Origin of the sequence: Chloroflexus sp. MS-CIW-1, from assembly GCF_030444705.1 — a bacterium.
Taxonomy (GTDB): Bacteria; Chloroflexota; Chloroflexia; order Chloroflexales; family Chloroflexaceae; genus Chloroflexus.
Genome location: NZ_JAUBWR010000001.1, coordinates 1,097,437 through 1,115,372, shown reverse-complemented (window position 1 = coordinate 1,115,372; position 17,936 = coordinate 1,097,437). Strand labels below are relative to the sequence as shown.

Here is a 17,936-nt window from a genome sequence, read left to right as displayed (position 1 = left end):
GGGCATCCTTCGAGCACGGGCCTCCGGCCCGTATAATGGGGCATCCTGGGTGCGCGGGCCTCCGGCCCGCATCGCTAGGTGTGTGACGCCCATCGGGTTTCTGCGAGCACGGGCCTCCGGCCCGTATAATGGGGCATCCTGGGTGCGCGGGCCTCCGGCCCGCATTGCCGGGTGTACGACGACCATTGGGTGTCTGGGTGCGCGGGCCTCCAGCCCGCACCAGCGTTTATGGTCGAAACCTATCGCGTGCTGCCTCAGCACGTTATCGATGATAGGTTTAGAACTCGCTCTTGCCCCTCAATCTTCTCTCTCACCTCTGCTGAGTAAGGTGAAAACGTTGAAAAGCCCTAAAATCCAGCCTTTGTAGTTCTTTTGTTCTAAAAAATGATGGTATACTATCATGTAGGCTTGGCGTCGTCACCATTCGACGACGCTCTTGTTTCGCTTGTCTAGTAGCGGAGAGAGTCGTGGCAAAGACGACCATCGTCATTAAGGGCGCACGTGAACATAACCTCAAGGGCATTGATGTTGAAATCCCGCGTGATCGGCTGGTAGTGCTGACCGGAGTGAGTGGGTCGGGCAAGAGTTCACTGGCATTTGACACCCTCTACGCTGAGGGCCAGCGGCGGTATGTCGAGAGCCTGTCGGCTTACGCACGACAATTTCTTGGCCAGATGGAAAAACCGCAAGTCGATCTGATTGAGGGCTTATCACCGGCAATTGCTATCGAGCAAAAGAGTGCCAGCAAGAACCCACGCTCGACCGTCGGTACGATCACGGAAATCTACGACTATCTACGTCTGCTCTTTGCGCGGGTCGGTCATCAATACTGTCATCGGTGTGGTCAACCGGTTACCGCACAATCGGCGCAGCAGATGGTGGATCGTATCCTGACCCTCCCTCCCGGCACGCGCTTTATGGTGCTGGCGCCAGTGGTTTCGCAACGTAAAGGTGAGTACAAAGATATTTTTGCTGAAGCTAAAGCCGAAGGCTTCACTCGTGTGCGCGTTGATGGCGAAATTCGTTCGCTCGATGAAGAGATTAAGCTGAACAAGAAGGTCAAGCACTCGATTGAGGTCGTGATCGACCGCCTGGCGATACCAGCAGTTGCTGAAAACGGTGATGTTGACAGTTTCATCACCCGACTCACCGATAGCGTCGAAACAGCTTTGCGGGTTGGGGAAGGGAAGATTATTATCAGTCGCGCCGATGCGCCAGACGATCCCGATCAACCACGCGAGTGGATGATGAGCGAGAGCAATACCTGTCTGGCATGCGGGATTTCGTTTCCTGAATTGACCCCGCAGATGTTTTCGTTCAACTCACCGCAGGGGGCATGTCCGACCTGTACCGGTCTTGGTGCGCGCCTTGAAGTCGATCCGTCGCTCCTCGTTCCTAATGGCGCACTCTCCATTCATGACGGTGCGGTGACGTATTGGGGCGAAATGCGGAAAAAGCAGGATACCTGGGCATACAAGGCTCTGCTTGCTATCGCTGCCCATTATCACATTGATCTCGATGCACCCTGGGATTCGTTGACGCAACGTCAGCGTGATGCAATTATCTATGGTAGTGGTCAGGAACGTATTCGCTTCTCCTGGGAACATGAAAGTGGATCGCGCGGTGAGTATTACCGTATCTGGGAAGGACTGGCCAGTGAAATTCGTCGGCGCTATATGCAGAGTGGCTCCGACACGATGCGCGAGTACTACACGCAATACATGAGCGAACAACCCTGCCCTGATTGTCAGGGAGCAAGGTTACGACCGGAAAGTCTGGCCGTGCGGGTAGCAGGGCGTTCGATTCGCGATGTAACTCGGATGAACGTTGCCCAGGCGCTCGATTGGGCCCGTGAATTGCCTAATCAACTTAACGAGACAGAGCGGGCTATCGTCGGTGATGTATTGAAGGAGATCCGTGAACGTCTCGGTTTCTTACACAATGTAGGTTTGCACTATCTGACACTTGATCGCGCTGCGCCAACTCTTTCTGGCGGCGAAGCACAACGCATCCGCCTCGCTTCTCAGATTGGCTCCGGGCTGGTTGGCGTGATGTATATTCTCGATGAACCGAGCATTGGTCTGCATCAACGTGATAATCGCAAACTCCTCGATTCGCTGTTGCGGTTGCGTGATCTTGGTAATACTCTTATTGTCGTCGAGCATGACCTTGAGACGATGCAGGCCGCCGATTGGATTATTGACTTTGGTCCCGGTGCCGGTGTGAAAGGTGGTCAGATTGTGACTGCCGGAACACCAGAGCAGGTGGCGCAACACCCGACCTCACTTACCGGTCAGTACCTCTCTGGCCGCCTGACAATCCCGATCCCGACCAGTCGTCGTCAGGCCAACAACGGCTGGCTGACCCTGGAAGGAGCAACGCTCAATAACCTGCGTGATGTGACGGTCAGTTTTCCGCTCGGTTGTTTCATTGCCGTAACTGGTGTCTCTGGTTCGGGAAAATCATCGCTCATCACCGAAACGCTCTATCCGGCGCTGGCTAACCGTCTCAATCGTGCACAACTTAAGCCTGGTCCCTTCCGCAATCTGCACGGTCTCGAACGGCTGGATAAGGTCATCAACATTGATCAACAGCCGATTGGTCGTACTCCGCGCTCGAATCCGGCGACCTACGTGAAGCTCTTCGATTTGCTCCGTGAATTGTTTGCCGAAACACCCGAAGCGAAACTGCGTGGTTATGGTCCGGGTCGCTTCAGTTTCAACCTGAAAGGTGGGCGCTGTGAGGCGTGTGAGGGGAACGGCGAGATCAAGATTGATATGCAATTCCTGGCCGATGTCTGGGTTCGCTGTGCTGAATGTAAAGGGAAACGCTACAACCGTGAAACCTTGCAGGTTAAGTATCGCGGCAAGACCATCGCCGATGTGCTTGATATGGACGTGCAGACCGCGCTAGAGTTTTTTGCCAATGTGCCGCGGGTGCGTCGTATCTTACAAACTCTGCACGATGTTGGGCTTGACTACATCAAGCTCGGTCAACCTGCAACGACGCTTTCTGGTGGTGAAGCACAGCGGGTCAAGCTAGCAAAGGAATTGGCTCGGGTTGCTACCGGTCGTACCATTTACATTCTCGATGAACCAACGACCGGTCTTCACTTTGCCGACATTCAGAATCTGCTGCGCGTATTACACCGCCTGGTAGATGCGGGAAATACGGTCATCGTGATCGAACACAATCTCGATGTGATCAAGACGGCTGATTACGTGATCGATATGGGGCCTGAAGGTGGTGATGGCGGTGGCGAGGTGGTCGCTCTTGGGACACCTGAAGAGGTTGCCCGTCATCCAACCTCACACACCGGGCGATTTCTCCGCGAGATTCTTGAGTCGGTTGTTGCTTCTGGATAGGGGATGGGGTGGGTATGCTACTGCATACCCGCATCCCAATGTGTCGTTCACCGGACAATCCCTTTCGTTCCGGTCAAATCGCAGTCAGTCAAATCGGCATCGGTGAGATCAGCGTCGGTTAAATCGGCATCGGCCAGCGACGCTTCGCGCAAGTTTACTCCTCGCAAGTTTGCACCACGTAGATTGGCGCCACTCAGATTAGCCCGCGACAGATTGGCGCGGGTCAAAATGGCGCCACGCAAGTTAGCGCCACTCAGATACGCACCACTGAGATTGGCCTCACTGAAATCGGCATTGCACAGACTTGCTTCACCAAAATTGGCTTCGCTGAGGTTCGCGCCGATAAAATTTGCATCATCAAAGGTTACTTCTCGTAGGTTGGCGTGCATAAGATTCGCGCCTGCCAGATTGACGCCATTGCCATTGGCGCCGTTCAGACTCACCCGCAGGAGGATGGCACCACTCAGATTAGCGCCACTCAAATTAACCAACTGAGCTTCGCGCAGTTGAGCTTCACTGAGATTCGCGCCAATCATCACCGTATCGCGGAGATCGGCCCCGCTGAGATTGCAGAGACTGAGATTGGCGCCGTACAAGTTAGCGCCACTAAAATCGGCGGCGCTCAGATTGGCGCCTCTGAGATTAGCACCAACCAGCGTTGCGAACTCCAGATTGGCCCAGCTCAGATCCGCTTTGCGCAGATCGGCATCGCTCAAATCGGCCCGAACCAACTGTGCCCAATTGAGGCGCGCCTCGCGGAGATTGGCCCAGCTCAGATTGGCGCCGCCTAACTCGCAGATACTCAAATCGGCCCGATATAAGTTTGCGTCGGTCAGGCGGGCACGACTCAATTGCGCTTCGCTTAAATTGGCGCCACTCAGATTCGCAGCACTCAGATTGGCGCCACTCAAATTAGCACCAACCAACCAGAGTGGCCCTGGACGATTGAGAAGATCAAAGATCTGGTCAGGAGTCAGGTCGGCCATACGGCCCTCCTTTACACATCAAGAAACAGGGAGCATTGGTGATTTAGCTACCAGCCAGATCGAGGCTGGTGCACCCATTGAACGACAGGCAACCTGTTCGACTGCAAACTCACGTCCGGTTTGCCAGTGTAGTGCTTCTTGTAAGATACCACACTGAATGTACCCAATCGGCTCATCAGCCTGCTTGCCGGCCGACATTGAACAGGTGTAGTCGATGTATGCCCAACTATCGCCACGATCCTCTAATGCCAGTCGTCGATCCTGGTTTACCGTTTGACTAAGGCGGCGTAACCCAGCTTGCATCGCCGACAAACCTAGCTTCACCTGAGTGGCGAACGGTAACATCTTCGAGGCGATCAACGCAGCAGTACCAAACAATGCGCTCTGATTGGTAATTGCCAGCCGGGCCGTCTGACGTCCAATCCGTAGTGCCATACTGCGTGCCGAGCGACCGAAGAAGTTGATCAGGTCAGCGTTGAGTGAGGCATAGTGGTAAAACGTTAGCCCACTCGTTGCTTTCAGTTGTTCGGGCGGATAGTTGCCTATCAAATGGCTTAAGCCGGCCTGGCGCAACACAACGGCCAAACCGTTACGCCCAATCACTTCTTCGGCTGCGAGCAATGCCCAACGCATGTATGCATCAACTAACAGCAAATCAGCAACAGGATCGTGGTCGGGGCGGTCGCGGATCTCCATATTTTCCTCCTCCACGCCCTTGGTCTGTGAACAGGTTTAGGATACCACAAACCGACCACGGATAGCATTATCACAAAAATAAACGTAGATTATTCCAAAACCTGAGGAGATGTAGCAGTGAACGCAGGAAGACGAAAATGTTTGCATGTTCTGCCAGCGATTGGTATCAGTTCTGTTCTTCGTGTTTCGCGTTCGCGCTAGCCGATGTCTTCCGGTTACCCACCGCTGACACGGGCCGGAGGCCTGCGCTCCGAGCTTGTCAATCGGTATGATATGCAATATAATGAACTAAAGTGTTAATTGTAGGCAATGCGGGAGGCTGGCAATGGAGACGGAATATTCGCTGGCGCTGGCGCTAGAGGATTACCTCCCGGTAATCTTCTCGTTGATCGGTGTATGGTTTATTGCACGCACCATTCAGCAATTTGATCGAACGCTGGGGATGATGGCTTTTACCGGTTTGGCACTGCTGGCGGTTGGCGGCATCTTAAAGGCAACCTGGAAGGTGCTGATGGCAATCAACGGTACCGACATCTCGCTCTTCAGTCAGGCCCTGTTCCCGATGATTGCACCCGGTTTCACGTTGATCGCAACCGCCGTGTACAGTTACACGCGCCAGCTTCAGGCTAAGCCAGGCTTGCACCGACCCTGGTTGATCCCGCTGATCGTGATTAGTCTATTCGCAATAGGGTCAGCGCTGATCGCGGTGAACGGTGGGCCATGGCGCGTGCCGCTGATTATGTTAGCAACGATTGGAAATGTTGCCCTCCTGCTCATGTTGGCGATTGGGGCATGGAAACGCAGGATGCGACCGTTAGCCGTGGTGTTTGTGATCGTCCTGATCACGATTATTGGTTTGTCGCAAATGGCCACAAATATGCCGCAGACCATTCCGGTGCAGTGGTTTGAGCAAATTGTGCAGACGCTAGCGCAACTGGCGTCTTGTCTGGGTTCGTGGCAGTTGACGCAACGGATGGCTCAGGAGGCGCCAGCGGTTCGGCGTCTGGCGATGGGTGTGGCGTAACGCTATGGGTGCTCTGGCAACAAGAACCGGAACGTAACATCTCGTACCAGGACATGCCGGCAACGTTGACGTAATGGTGCGGTTGTCAGAGTTCTCGGTTTCTGGTCGTGTTCACTAACGAAAGTCTTTCAGGCCATTCCTGACCGATACGGTCGCCTAGGAGCGCGGGCCGAAGCCGAAGGCCCGCTTCCTACGGCAGTGGGTGCAACCCTGGCTAAGCAATAGTCCGACGTGCTCGTGCAGGTCGGCTTATGGCATGGCCGTCCCTCTCACCTTGCGTCGCAGCACAGACACTGAAACCGTCGAAACCCTTTGCCATCACGTCGCGGAGCTGCATACGTTGCCTGCCACCGGTTCCCTGACCACTATGGCGATGTTATGATCGAGACTCATCAAAAGCCCGGATTTTTGATCATCCTCTAACCTATCTTTGCTCCCTTCTCACATCAGCACTGTCGGGTAGGAAAGAAGGTTGGCAACCCCTAACAGTGCTGTGGTTGAGATGATTGATGGTCTCTGGGTGTGCTATAATATAGTACATTTAACCGCATCAATTCTCTCACACGCTGCACTTGCACGTCGCAGGAGTACAACATGCCACTCGAACGCGACCAAATCAGGGAATTGCTTATCCAGGAACTACCTGCACTCCTTGAACGCGATCCGGAAGTGCAGCGTCTGATCTTGCAACTTGCGCAAAAGTATTTTGCTGGTCGCTCGGAAACTGATAATCGGTTTGATCGCATTCTCGAGGAGTTGCGACAATCTCGCGAAGAGCAAACCCGGCTGTGGGCAGAACAAGCTCAGCGCTGGGCAGAACAAGCTCAGCGCTGGGAAGAACAAGCTCAACGCTGGGCAGAACAAGCTCAGCGCTGGGCAGAACAAGCTCAACGCTGGGAAGAACAAGATCGGCGCTGGGAAGAGAATCAACGTGAAATCCGCGAGATGCTGCGGCGGTTGGGCGAGATGGATCAGCGCCACGCGGAAATTGATCGCAAGTGGGAAGAACAGACACGCCGCTGGGAAGAACAAGCTCAACGTTGGGAAGAGCAAGATCGGCGTTGGGAAGAGCAAAGCCGGCTGTGGGCAGAGCAATCGCAACGCTGGGAAGAGAATCAACGTGAAATCCGCGAGCTTATGCGGCGGCATGCGGCGCTTGACCGAAAGTTCGACTCTACCATTGGCGCGCTTGGTGCGCGTTGGGGGCTGTATTCAGAGCAGTCGTTCCGTGACGCTTTGCGTGGTATTCTGACCGGCTTTTTCAATCTCGAAGTGATCAATGTCAACGAGTTTGATGAGACCGGCGAAGTATTTGGACGACCTGAACAGATCGAGCTTGATGTGATTATCAAAAATGGCCTGTTGCTCATTTGTGAGATCAAGTCATCGATGAGCAAGGCCGATATGTATCTGTTTGAACGTAAGGCGCGGTGGTCCGAACGCCGTCACGAGCGAAGAGCCGATCAGTTGATAGTCATTTCGCCGATGGTAGATGTTCCGGCACGGAAGGTTGCTGAACGCTTCGGGATTGTGGTCTACAGTTTTGCCGAAGATGCCGGCGACGCCTTGACCAGTGCAGAACGGTAGCGTTTCAGACGTGACCTTCCTCAATCTGCCGCACCGTGCTGCGCCGACTTCGCCGACGTCTGCTGTCGGTTGGCGGGAAGAGGGTGTCTAGTGCAGCAGCGATAGTCTCTTGCTCGGCCTGTACTCCGGCCGTATGCCGCTCAAACCAGTCGCTGTGGCGCCACGTTAATGCCAGCGGTGCGATTCGCCGAATATCTTCAGCGTTGACAACATTGCGAAAATCGGCTGCGGCCCGGGCGCGCGCCCCTTCTAGTAACGCTATTTCAGCACGATGAGAAGGGATATGCAGTTGCTGAACTAAGGCCAGGGCCTGCTCTTCCAACTCTGGCGGAATAGTGACGTGTGGGAGAATCTCACGGGCGATCATGATCTCTTCGGCGAGCGCTGCGGTCTGAGCTGCGTACCCTTGCCGAAAGCCTACCGGATCGTTGCGAAAATCACGGGCGCGTCGATAGATTTCGAGCCGAGCACGATGATCGGCAATAGGCGCCACCCATACCCGTAAACCAAAGCGGTCGAGAATTTGTGGTCGTAGTGCTCCTTCTTCTGGATTCATCGAACCGATAAGCACAAACTGACTGGGAAACAGACGCACCATTGCACCCCGCCGTACAAACGTTCGACCTTGAGCTGCTGCGTCGAGAATAGCATCAACGACTGCCTGATCGAGCAGGTTGATCTCATCGACGTAAAGGACATTACCGTGAGCGCGGGCTAAAATTCCTTCTTCCAGGCGTACAACGTGTTGCTCGATGGCAATGCGTTCGTTGATTCCACCAACCACGTCTTCCAGCCGGGCATTGAGCGGGAGTTCGATCAAGCGCATGCGCTCAACTAGTGTTTTCCCGTCAGCATCGGGATGCTCGCGGGTCACGAAGGGCATGACATCGAGCAGACCGCGCACGGCAGTCGTCTTCCCTACCCCATACGGCCCGCTGAGCAAAATGCCGCCAATTTGTGGGTTGATAAGGCCAAGGATCAGCGCCGTTTTGAGATCGGTCTGACCGACCATCGCCAGCAGCGGAAAGGGATAAATATCGTCAGCCATAGGCGAGAACCTTGCTTCTGCATCTTTCATTCGGAGGCGCGGAAGGGGAAGGTTGAGGTGGGTTGGCTCCCCTCTCACTGCCCGTATCTCCGCCCTCCATAGTCATGGGGAAGAGCTGTGAAAAGCTCTGCGTCACAACAGCTCGATTTCATACGTCAGTAGCGGACAATCAGGACGCTGACGTTCGATAAAGTTTACCACTGCTTCAAGCTGCTGCTGAGCGTGTCTGCCATCGGTTGCTACAACCGCTACTCCGAGGCGAGCGCTCTGCCAGCGGTCTTGATCGTCGATTTCGGCAACTGAGACATTAAATTCGTTGCGGATGCGGGCGATGAGTGAACGCACCACTTGTCGTTTCTCTTTTAACGACTGCGCTGTCGCGATGTGGAGATGAATGGTACATGAACCGATGATCATACGCTTGACGGTTAGTTGAGACTGTTCCAGCCGCCTAACAACGTTGATGGGTCGAGACCTTGCGGGCCGCGTGGCAGAATTGCCAGTTCAGTACGGATAGCCATTGTCAGACTACGGAGGCGTTCGGTGACTTCGGCTTCCAACCAGCGTTGCTTCTGCGCCTGATCAATCCGTAGCCGGTCGGCTAACATGTAGCTCAGACTCACCGGATCAACGGGTAACGGTTCAACATCAATTTCGGCGCCGGTCAGCGTAGCAATACGTTCCCAGTATCGTCGGTAGATATTGCGTAATTCGGCGGCAGCCGCCTTTGCTTGCTGATCGATGTGTTCGGGGAGCATTTTCACCTGAGCTATTAAATACGGCGATTGTTCGATAATCTGGATGATACGAAAGCGATTCTGACCGATCACCTGAAGCAAATAGCGGCCATCTTCCAGTCTGAGATGATCTTGAATCACTGCTACCGTGCCCACCTCGTAAGGTTCAGGGGCAATCGCCATTCGTTGTCCCTCAATCACTTCATGGCCGCGACGGAGCAAGACAATCCCAAACGGTTGTTGTTCGGCCAGACAACGACCGATCATCAGGCGATAACGTTGCTCGAAGATGTGCAAACTCATGATGCTACCGGGAAAGAGCAGCGAGCCGAGCGGAAATAATGGCAGAGTTTGTTCCATAAAGATTCACCCATCTGTCCACGTGCAGGTCCAGACGGTTGTTTCGGCCAGGCCAAGATTGAGGTCGATCACCAATTCTACTTCAGGGCCTGACATCGTCTGCACCAGGTTCGTTGGGTCAAACGGAACAGGGGTGCCGCGAAGCATAACCGGCACCGTCCCGATCCGAAGATCAAGAAGATCGGGACGCAACTCAACAGCGCTGGCGCCAATGGCAGCTAGAAGTGCACCCCAATCTGATGAGTTGCGCCGACAGGCTGCTCGCACCGAGCCTGAGCGGGCCACAGTGTGGGCAATCGTTTGGGCCGTTGCTTCATCTGCCGCCCCTTGCACCACCACTTTAATCACTTTACCAGAACCGGCCGCATCGCGCACGATTTGGTTTGCCAGATCGGCGCACAAGAAGTCGAGAGCTTCCTGAAAGACACCAAACTCCCAGGTACTTGAATCGGTGATCGGTGGATGATCGATAGCGCCATTGGCCAGCATAATCACACTATCATTCGGGCTACAGTCACCGTCAATATTCAAACGATTGAACGAACGATCAACACTTTGCCGTAGTGCTCGTTGTAACAGGGGTTGACTGATCGCCAGGTCGGTGGTGATAAGGGCCAGCAGTGTCGCCAGCCGGGGATGGATCATTCGGGTTCCCTTCGCCATGCCGGCCAGTGTGTAACGTGGACCGTTTCGCAACGAAACGCGCAGAACTCGTTCTTTGGGGCGTGTGTCGGTGGTAAGTATGGCCATTGCCGCTCGTCGCCCTCCGTTACTGTCGAGTTCACTTACTGCCCGTCGGATACCGTTGCGCATCCGTTGCATCGGTAGTGGTACCCCTATTAGACCGGTTGACATCAACAGCACCGAGTCGCGCGGTACTTCCAGCTCATCGGCTGTTATTTTGGCGCATTCAATTGCATCATTCAGCCCGTTCTGACCGGTACCAGCGTTCGCCTGACCGGCGTTAATCAACACGGCCCGGATCGCATCGTGGTTACGCAGCAAAATGGCCTGACTCAGAAACACCGGTGCCGCTTTGAAGACGCTAGTCGTGAACATGGCTGCTGCACGGCATGGATATTGAGAGTAGACGAGGGCCAGATCTCGTGCCTTGCTCCCCTCTTTCAGGCCAGCAGAAATGCCGGTGGCGCGGAACCCGGTTGGGCTAGCGATATGACCATCTTCAAAGATTGTGAAGTTCATAGCCGCTCAACAATAAACGAAGGATGCAAATAGTTTACCACACCCGACAGATCAATCCTTTGAGATATTCACTTTCTGGAAATGTCAGTAGCACTGGATGATCGGGCGCCTGGGTTAGCCGTTCGAGGATTTGTACATCACGCCCAGCATCAAGCGCGGCACCAAAGATGATTTTCTGAAAGAGTTCGGCTGAAACCAGACCCGAACAACTGAATGTTGCCAGTATCCCTCCGCTTCGGATCAGGTGCAGTGCCTGCAAGTTAATATCTTTGTAGCCACGAGTAGCGCGTTGCAGATGCGATTGCTGGTGGACAAATTTCGGTGGGTCGAGAATGACGACATCAAATTGACGATGCTCGTTGCGGTATTGACGCAGAATTTGAAACGCATCTCCCTCAACGAATTCAGTTGGTATCGACAGATCGTTTAGGCGAAGGTTATCAGCAGCCAGGGCGAGGGCTTCAGCACTGGCATCGATCAAGGTAAGCCGACGGGCACCGGCACGGGCAGCCGCCAGCGCAAATCCACCGGCGTAAGAAAAACAGTCGAGCGTATCGGCGTCGCTACAGTAAGCTCCTACTCGCAGATGGTTAATCGCCTGATCAAGGTAGATACCGGTCTTTTGACCGGTTTGTAGATCGGCGAACATACGTCGTTCGCTGGCAATCTGATCAAGACCGGTGATCAACGTTACTGGTAAACGAGGTGGCGCCTCACCCCAGCGCAACCCAACAGCCGGTGGGAGCGCTTCTTTCTCTCGTACCTCGGCATCGCTCCGTTCGTAGATACCACGTGGGGCGAGTAAATCTACCAATACTTGTATCACCCGCTCGGCTCGTATTGCCATTGCCTGCGTGAGCAATTGGATAACTAGATAGCAGCCGTACCGATCCACGATCAGGCCAGGAATACCATCTGACTCGCTAAACACCAGACGACAGGCAATCGCCGGCTGGTGGAGCCATTTTTCGCGTCCGGTAATTGCCCGTGCAATTGTGTCGTGGAGCCACGTTTCATCGAGCGGTTGGGTTCGTTCCCAGGTAGCCAGTCGCACGCGCAGTTGCGAACTACTGCTCCAAAAGCCTCGTGCCAGCCAGCTTCCGTCTTGAGCATAGACATCGACAACCGCGCCAGGTGCCGGATTTCCGCGTACCTCGGCGATAGCTCCAGAGAAGATCCACGGATGTCGTTGAATGACCGGTCGTTCGCGACCGGAAAGCAGAATAACAGTTGCCATAGTAGACTGACTCTAACACGCACCGGCAGAGTGGTCAAGCGCAAGGAGAGGAGTGAATGGGCGATTGAGTTGCCAACCCGTCTCTCGTGGAAGAGCAGGTGAACGACATACATCAGTGCATTAAACACGACCCAAAACCGGTAACGTTACAGACCGCTCTTTTTCTCGCACACGTGGTTCTGCAACCGGCCAGCTTCGTTATAATACGACTGTTACCCGCTTTTTGATAAGAGGTGTCATCGTATGCAGTACACACGTTTCGGCTCAACCGGGATGCAGGTTTCGCGGATCTGTTTGGGTTGTATGAGCTATGGTTCGCCGACCTGGCGTGAGTGGGTGCTAGACGAAGCTGCCAGTCGGCCTTTTATCTTTCGGGCGTTGGAATTGGGGATCAATTTCTTCGATACGGCGGATATGTATTCGTTGGGCTTGAGCGAAGAGATTTTAGGACGTGCCATTCGTGACTCGGGGGTACGCCGTGATGAACTGGTTATTGCGACCAAAGTCTACCAGCCGATGAGTGACCGACCCAACGACCGTGGACTTTCGCGCAAGCATATTATGCAGGCGATTGATGCCTCGTTGCGCCGATTGGGAATGGATTACGTTGATCTGTATCAAATTCATCGTTGGGATTACGAGACGCCGATTGAAGAGACATTAGAGGCGTTGAATGATGTGGTGCGCGCCGGTAAAGCACTCTATATCGGTGCATCGAGTATGTTCGCCTGGCAACTGGCAAAGGCCCTCGGCATCCAAGAACGACGCGGTTGGGCACGTTTTGTATCGATGCAAAATCATCTTAACCTTGTCTACCGTGAAGAGGAACGCGAAATGTTGCCTCTGTGTCGCGATGCCGGTCTGGCGGTGATTCCCTGGAGTCCGCTGGCACGTGGCTTTCTTGCCGGTAACCGACCGCAAGGCACCGACGCAGCTACGGTACGTGGCCGTTCAGATACGATCTCGCACGCGATGTACGATGCCAGCGATTACGTGATTGTCGAGCGGGTAAGTGAAATTGCTCGTGCCCGTGGGGTCAGTAATGCCCAGATTGCGCTGGCCTGGCTGCTTCATAAGCCGGAAGTGACTGCACCTATCATCGGGGCTACGAAAATGTACCAGCTTGAAGAGGCAGTTGCCGCGCTCGACGTGAAGTTGTCACCCGAAGAGATTCAGCGTTTAGAAGAGCCATATCGGCCAAAGCCGATTCGTGGTCATTCGTAGGCAGCGATCCGGTGTTCTGCTCCACGCTGGCAATAGGAATACGATCATGCGACAAACGTTCTTCCTTTCACCCGCCGACATCCTGGTGGCACATCAGCGTATCGCCGGGATTATTCAGCCAACCCCGCTCGAGATAAGCCGACCGCTATGTGCATTGACTGGTGCTGAAGTCTGGCTCAAGCTGGAACTGGCCCAGGTGACCGGTAGTTTCAAGATTCGTGGTGCAGCGAATGCTCTGCGTCAGCTTCCGGCAACCACTCACGTTGTTGCCTGCTCTGCCGGTAATCATGCGCTGGGCGTTGCGCACACCGCAGCTATGATCGGTACAACGGCCACACTCGTTGTACCGGCTACAGCTTCTCCGGCCAAAATCGCGGCCTTGCGCCGTTATCCGGTTGAGATCGTTTTGCATGGCACGGGCTATGATGCAGCCGAGGCTGAAGCGTTGCGCATGGCCGCCGAATATGGTTGGCATTTTATTTCGCCTTACAATGACCCACTGGTTATTGCCGGTCAGGGTACGCTGGCAGTTGAACTCTGGCAGACATTAGCCGATATTGATGTCGTTGTGGTTGCAGTTGGGGGCGGTGGTCTGGCGAGTGGGGTTGGTCTCTGGGCCAAAGCAATGAATCCACGAGTGCGCGTGATCGGGGTTCAGGCTGCCGCTTCTGCGGCTATGACTGCTGCGTTACGCGCCGGCAGAGTAGTACCGGTGGTCGATGAACCAACGTTAGCCGATGGTCTGGCCGGTAATCTTGCAGCCGATACCATCACTCTACCGATCCTGCAGCAGGTGCTTGATGACATGGTACTGGTCGATGAACCTGCTATCGCTCGCGCAATGCGCTGGCTTATCGAAGAACATCATCTTATTGCAGAGGGAAGTGCTGCGGTACCACTGGCTGCCCTTCTCGAACAACAAATCAGCGATCTGGTGGGACAGCGCGTTGTTGTGCTGATTTGTGGCCGTAATGTTGCTGCGACGACATTGCAACAAATCTTCGCTATTCCGTCAAAAGACTGAGCGAAATTCCATTGACAGTTCTTCATTACTATGCTATGCTGCACGGGCAAGAGGTGCGTAGTCACGTAGAGGAGGCCGTTCATGACACTTATCACCAATCAGTATGTAAAGACAGGCACTGTAGGAATGGTGTCGAACGACTCCGCTGACGTGAGAGAGGCTTCGCACAGCGCAGGCTAGACAGGCGTAACCTGTGATACCGGCGGGCTGTGGGAAGCCAGTGAGCATCCACAGCCCGCCCTTTATTTGGGCTGAGGTGCCAGTGGTACCACAGCCTTTTTCATTCCCTCCACGTCGCGATGGTTGTTCGGCACGGCAACGGTTAAGGATTACTGATATGTCAATTGACGATACCGCCGTGTATACCGCAAAACATCAGTTACCAGCCGACGTGGAGGGAACTATCGTGATCATCCTGGAACGAGATGGCTCATTATCGTATCATCCGCCGAAACTTGAGCGAAAATATCGAATACAACCTGCGATCACTGCGGCAACGCCAGAAGGTTTGAGATCGTCATCGTTTATCGACCGTATCATACGCATAGCTTTTGGTGTGTTGACTGTTTATGTATTGGCTGGAGCTGAAGATCGATGAGTCGTAAAACTACACCCACTACTGTTGTTGAGCCACCGCCAACGACTGGCGCAAACCGCCTGGTTGGGTCCGTCTTACGGGCACAGAGTGGTTTCTTCTGGGTGCAGACGGAACAAGGTATTCTGGAGTGTCGTTTGCGTGGACGACTCAAGAAAGAGCGTCAGGCAACCGATTTGGTTGTCATTGGTGATCAGGTTGAGGTACAACCGGTAGGAAATGGGCAGGGTGCTATCGAAGCGGTGCTGCCACGACGGAGTCGCTTGGCGCGACGTGCTGCCGGGTCTCGTGGTGCGTATAAGGAGGATGTGATTGTTGCCAATGTTGATCAGGTGCTCCTGGTCTTCGCCTGTGCCCAACCTGATTTCACACCCCGCATGCTCGACCGTTACCTGGTTATTTGCGAGCATAGTGAGTTGCCGGTTGTGATTGTCGCAACCAAGATTGATCTGGTCGAGCGCAGCGTGGCTGAAGCAATGTTTGCTCCATACGCACATATTGGCTACCCTGTCGTCTATACCAGTATTGTCACTGGTGTGGGTATTGATGAACTGCGGAGCCGTCTGGCCGGACGGATCAGCGTTGTAACCGGCAAGTCGGGGGTGGGTAAGAGTAGCCTGCTGAATGCGATTCAACCCGGCCTGAATCTGCGTACCGGTGAAGTCAGTGAACGTCTGTCGAAAGGCCGCCACACGACGACGGTCGCCGAGTTGATTCCGCTGAATCTGCCCGGTGGTGGCTATGTCGCCGACACGCCGGGAATTCGCGAGATTGGGCTTTGGAATCTACCGGCTAGCGACCTTGCCTGGTGTTTTCGCGAGTTTCGGCCGTTTCTCGGTGATTGCTACTTTGCCGGTTGTAGGCATCTCCATGAACCTCATTGTGCAGTGCGCGCCGCAGTCGAGCGCGGCGAAATTACACCAGCTCGCTACGAGAGCTACGTTCGCTTGATGAATAGTGATGAAGATGCGTGAAAGCGATAGTTCTGTCGTAACTGCCCAGGAGTTTCTCAATGAATAGTTCATTACCCCCCCGTCCAGTTGTGCTGGCCGGAACAAAGGTCTTTCTGAGTCACATTATTGCTGAAGATGCGGTATTGTTAGCACAGTGGTTTGCTGATCTAGAATTGACTGCACTGCTCGGTCAGCAGGGACGTAGCTTTACCCTTGCGCAAGAACAGCAGTGGATTGCGACAAGGGCCAACGGTATTGAACACGAGCGTACCTTTGCCATCGTGTTGCGGGACTCTGAGCGCTTGATCGGTACATGTAGCCTGCACAACATAAATCTTTTACACGGTACCGCTGAGTTAGGCATTGCTATCGGCGACAAAGCAGCATGGGGGCATGGCTATGGTCGCGAAGCAGTGCGGTTGCTGACTGGATACGGTTTTCAGTATCTCAACCTCTATAATATCAGTCTCTGGGTGTACAGTTTTAATGAACGGGCGCGTCGTGCATACCTGGCTGCCGGATTTCGTGAGGTGGGGCGTTTACACGGTGCAGTACATCTCAATGGTCAACGCTACGACCGCATCTTGATGGAGGTTACGCGCAACGACAATGGGCGCTGAAAGTGGTTGGTGTAAAGGGGGCGAATACGCTCGTAGACCGCATCCCAGGTCAGCTCACGCCAGACCCGCGCTCGTCCGGCTGCTCCCAACGCCTGTGCCAGCACCCGATCACGAAGCAGGCGGTCAATCGCGTCAGCAAGCACCGTAACATTGCCAAACGGTACGAGTAAGCCATCGACACCGTGGCGCACAACAGCCGGTACACCGCCTGCTCGCGCACCGATAACCGGTACACCGTTGCACCACGCTTCAAGATACGTGATCCCAAAGCTATCGGTGCGTGATGGCTGCACGTAGAGATCAGCCGCCGCCAGCGCATCACGTCGGGTCTCATTATCAACGTAGCCGAGTATTCGTACTCGTGCCTGTTCCGCTGGTTGCAATGCTGCCACCGCATCGGTAAATCCGCCAAAGGCTGGCCCACATTGTACCCACACCGCGTCGCTTCCCTGTGCCCACAGGCGCCGCATAGCGGCCAGTGTGTGAACAGTACCTTTGTCAAAAGCGGCTACGCCAAGGCTTAACACTATCGGGCCACGGATGTGATGAGTTGCCCGAAAACGCTCTCTATTGCCGCCGGTCACTTCAGTTGGGTTGACCCCCGCGCCAACAGTGACAATCTGGTCGGCCGGTACCCCACGTCGGATAAGATAGCCCCGCTCAATGTCGGTCATTGTCGCCACCCAAGTCGCCCGTCGGAGGAGTGCGATCTGGTGCGGCATGGCGTAATAACGTACCACCTGCTCACTCCCCGGTTCACCTAAATGAACAAAGGGTGTACAAATGTGAGCGATGCCACGCTCTGCTGCCCAGCATGCAACCGGGATCAGCGCAAAATCGAGCGTGATATTGGTAGTATGAACGATATCTACGTCGGCGAGTGCTGAATCGTTCAGGACTGTCGCCAGATCGGGTAGTTGTGGTGTCAGTGTTGCCAACCGGCGCAGGATGGGGATCGCAGGTCGCCCGACACGCCCTAACTCAACCATTAGCCGCCGAATGACCGGGTAGAGCATGGCCGATGCGGGTACACGCCGAACGGCCAACCGTCGAACCATCACGCCATCGTGCTCACCGGTTGGCTCACTAATCCGCCGTTTTCCGGCCATCCAGAGATGTTCAAGATCGAAGGCATCGGTCGTCAGTACAGTAACCCGATGACCTTCAGCTACCAGCCGCGCTCCGATCTCTTGGAAATAACGCGCTGCTCCGCTTGGTGCTGGCCAGTAGAGTTGAACGACGTGAAGAATGTGCATGCCGCGATGGTTCCTTAACTA

At 54.5% G+C, this 17,936-nt stretch carries 16 protein-coding genes; 8 read left to right on the top strand and 8 right to left on the bottom strand.

Features of this window, described 5'->3' with window-relative positions:
* The first annotated feature begins 467 nt into the window (after positions 1-467).
* Entirely contained in the window at positions 468-3,365 is a 2,898-nt protein-coding gene (gene uvrA, locus QTO31_RS04405; protein WP_301428214.1) for an excinuclease ABC subunit UvrA, read from the top strand.
* 47 nt (positions 3,366-3,412) lie between these two features.
* Here uvrA and QTO31_RS04400 read toward each other — a convergent pair whose 3' ends face one another.
* Positions 3,413-4,351: a pentapeptide repeat-containing protein gene (locus tag QTO31_RS04400; protein ID WP_031461271.1), complete on the bottom strand. Its 939-nt coding sequence runs from the start codon at positions 4,349-4,351 to the stop codon at positions 3,413-3,415.
* Positions 4,352-4,369: 18 nt separating this feature from the next.
* Positions 4,370-5,047 (bottom strand): 4-vinyl reductase, encoded by a 678-nt coding sequence (locus tag QTO31_RS04395; RefSeq protein ID WP_301428213.1) that lies wholly within the window; start codon positions 5,045-5,047, stop codon positions 4,370-4,372.
* 325 nt (positions 5,048-5,372) lie between these two features.
* Here QTO31_RS04395 and QTO31_RS04390 point away from each other — a divergent pair, with 325 nt between their 5' ends.
* Both QTO31_RS04390 and QTO31_RS04385 read left to right on the top strand, forming a co-directional pair.
* Positions 5,373-6,071 carry a hypothetical protein gene (locus tag QTO31_RS04390; RefSeq protein ID WP_301428212.1) on the top strand — a complete coding sequence of 233 codons (699 nt, stop codon included), beginning with the start codon at positions 5,373-5,375 and terminating at the stop codon, positions 6,069-6,071.
* A 594-nt stretch (positions 6,072-6,665) separates the two neighbouring features.
* Positions 6,666-7,658 (top strand): PD-(D/E)XK nuclease family protein, encoded by a 993-nt coding sequence (locus QTO31_RS04385; protein ID WP_301428211.1) that lies wholly within the window; start codon positions 6,666-6,668, stop codon positions 7,656-7,658.
* A gap of 4 nt (positions 7,659-7,662) precedes the next feature.
* Here QTO31_RS04385 and QTO31_RS04380 read toward each other — a convergent pair whose 3' ends face one another.
* The 5 genes from QTO31_RS04380 to QTO31_RS04360 all read right to left on the bottom strand — a co-directional run bounded on the left by QTO31_RS04380 (position 7,663) and on the right by QTO31_RS04360 (position 12,243).
* Entirely contained in the window at positions 7,663-8,706 is a 1,044-nt protein-coding gene (locus tag QTO31_RS04380; RefSeq protein WP_301428210.1) for an ATP-binding protein, read from the bottom strand.
* Between the two features lie 132 nt (positions 8,707-8,838).
* On the bottom strand, positions 8,839-9,123 hold the full coding sequence (locus QTO31_RS04375; RefSeq protein WP_031459783.1) for a DUF503 domain-containing protein: 285 nt from the start codon (positions 9,121-9,123) through the stop codon (positions 8,839-8,841).
* Between the two features lie 11 nt (positions 9,124-9,134).
* Complete coding sequence (locus QTO31_RS04370; RefSeq protein ID WP_031459782.1) at positions 9,135-9,803, bottom strand: LON peptidase substrate-binding domain-containing protein; 669 nt, start codon at positions 9,801-9,803, stop codon at positions 9,135-9,137.
* A 6-nt stretch (positions 9,804-9,809) separates the two neighbouring features.
* Complete coding sequence (argJ, locus tag QTO31_RS04365) at positions 9,810-11,006, bottom strand: bifunctional glutamate N-acetyltransferase/amino-acid acetyltransferase ArgJ (protein WP_301428209.1); 1,197 nt, start codon at positions 11,004-11,006, stop codon at positions 9,810-9,812.
* Positions 11,007-11,040: 34 nt separating this feature from the next.
* Entirely contained in the window at positions 11,041-12,243 is a 1,203-nt protein-coding gene (locus QTO31_RS04360; RefSeq protein WP_031459780.1) for a class I SAM-dependent rRNA methyltransferase, read from the bottom strand.
* 243 nt (positions 12,244-12,486) lie between these two features.
* Between QTO31_RS04360 and QTO31_RS04355 the strand changes: the two genes are divergently transcribed.
* The 5 genes from QTO31_RS04355 (at position 12,487) to QTO31_RS04335 (ending at position 16,659) form a co-directional block, all read left to right on the top strand.
* Positions 12,487-13,467 carry an aldo/keto reductase gene (locus QTO31_RS04355; RefSeq protein WP_031459779.1) on the top strand — a complete coding sequence of 327 codons (981 nt, stop codon included), beginning with the start codon at positions 12,487-12,489 and terminating at the stop codon, positions 13,465-13,467.
* A gap of 46 nt (positions 13,468-13,513) precedes the next feature.
* Positions 13,514-14,491, top strand: coding sequence for a threonine/serine dehydratase (locus QTO31_RS04350; protein WP_301428208.1), 978 nt, complete (start codon positions 13,514-13,516; stop codon positions 14,489-14,491).
* Between the two features lie 337 nt (positions 14,492-14,828).
* Positions 14,829-15,089: a hypothetical protein gene (locus tag QTO31_RS04345; RefSeq protein WP_236631207.1), complete on the top strand. Its 261-nt coding sequence runs from the start codon at positions 14,829-14,831 to the stop codon at positions 15,087-15,089.
* A complete protein-coding gene (gene rsgA / locus QTO31_RS04340; RefSeq protein ID WP_051871134.1) occupies positions 15,086-16,060 on the top strand; it encodes a ribosome small subunit-dependent GTPase A in 975 nt (324 codons plus the stop codon). Before QTO31_RS04345 ends, rsgA begins: the two co-directional genes overlap by 4 nt.
* Positions 16,061-16,098: 38 nt before the next feature.
* Positions 16,099-16,659 carry a GNAT family N-acetyltransferase gene (locus tag QTO31_RS04335; RefSeq protein WP_301428207.1) on the top strand — a complete coding sequence of 187 codons (561 nt, stop codon included), beginning with the start codon at positions 16,099-16,101 and terminating at the stop codon, positions 16,657-16,659.
* On the opposite strand, the gene QTO31_RS04330 is transcribed toward QTO31_RS04335, so the two are convergent.
* Positions 16,611-17,915, bottom strand: coding sequence for a glycosyltransferase family 4 protein (locus QTO31_RS04330; RefSeq protein ID WP_301428206.1), 1,305 nt, complete (start codon positions 17,913-17,915; stop codon positions 16,611-16,613). The genes QTO31_RS04335 and QTO31_RS04330 overlap by 49 nt on opposite strands.
* Positions 17,916-17,936 lie beyond the last annotated feature (21 nt).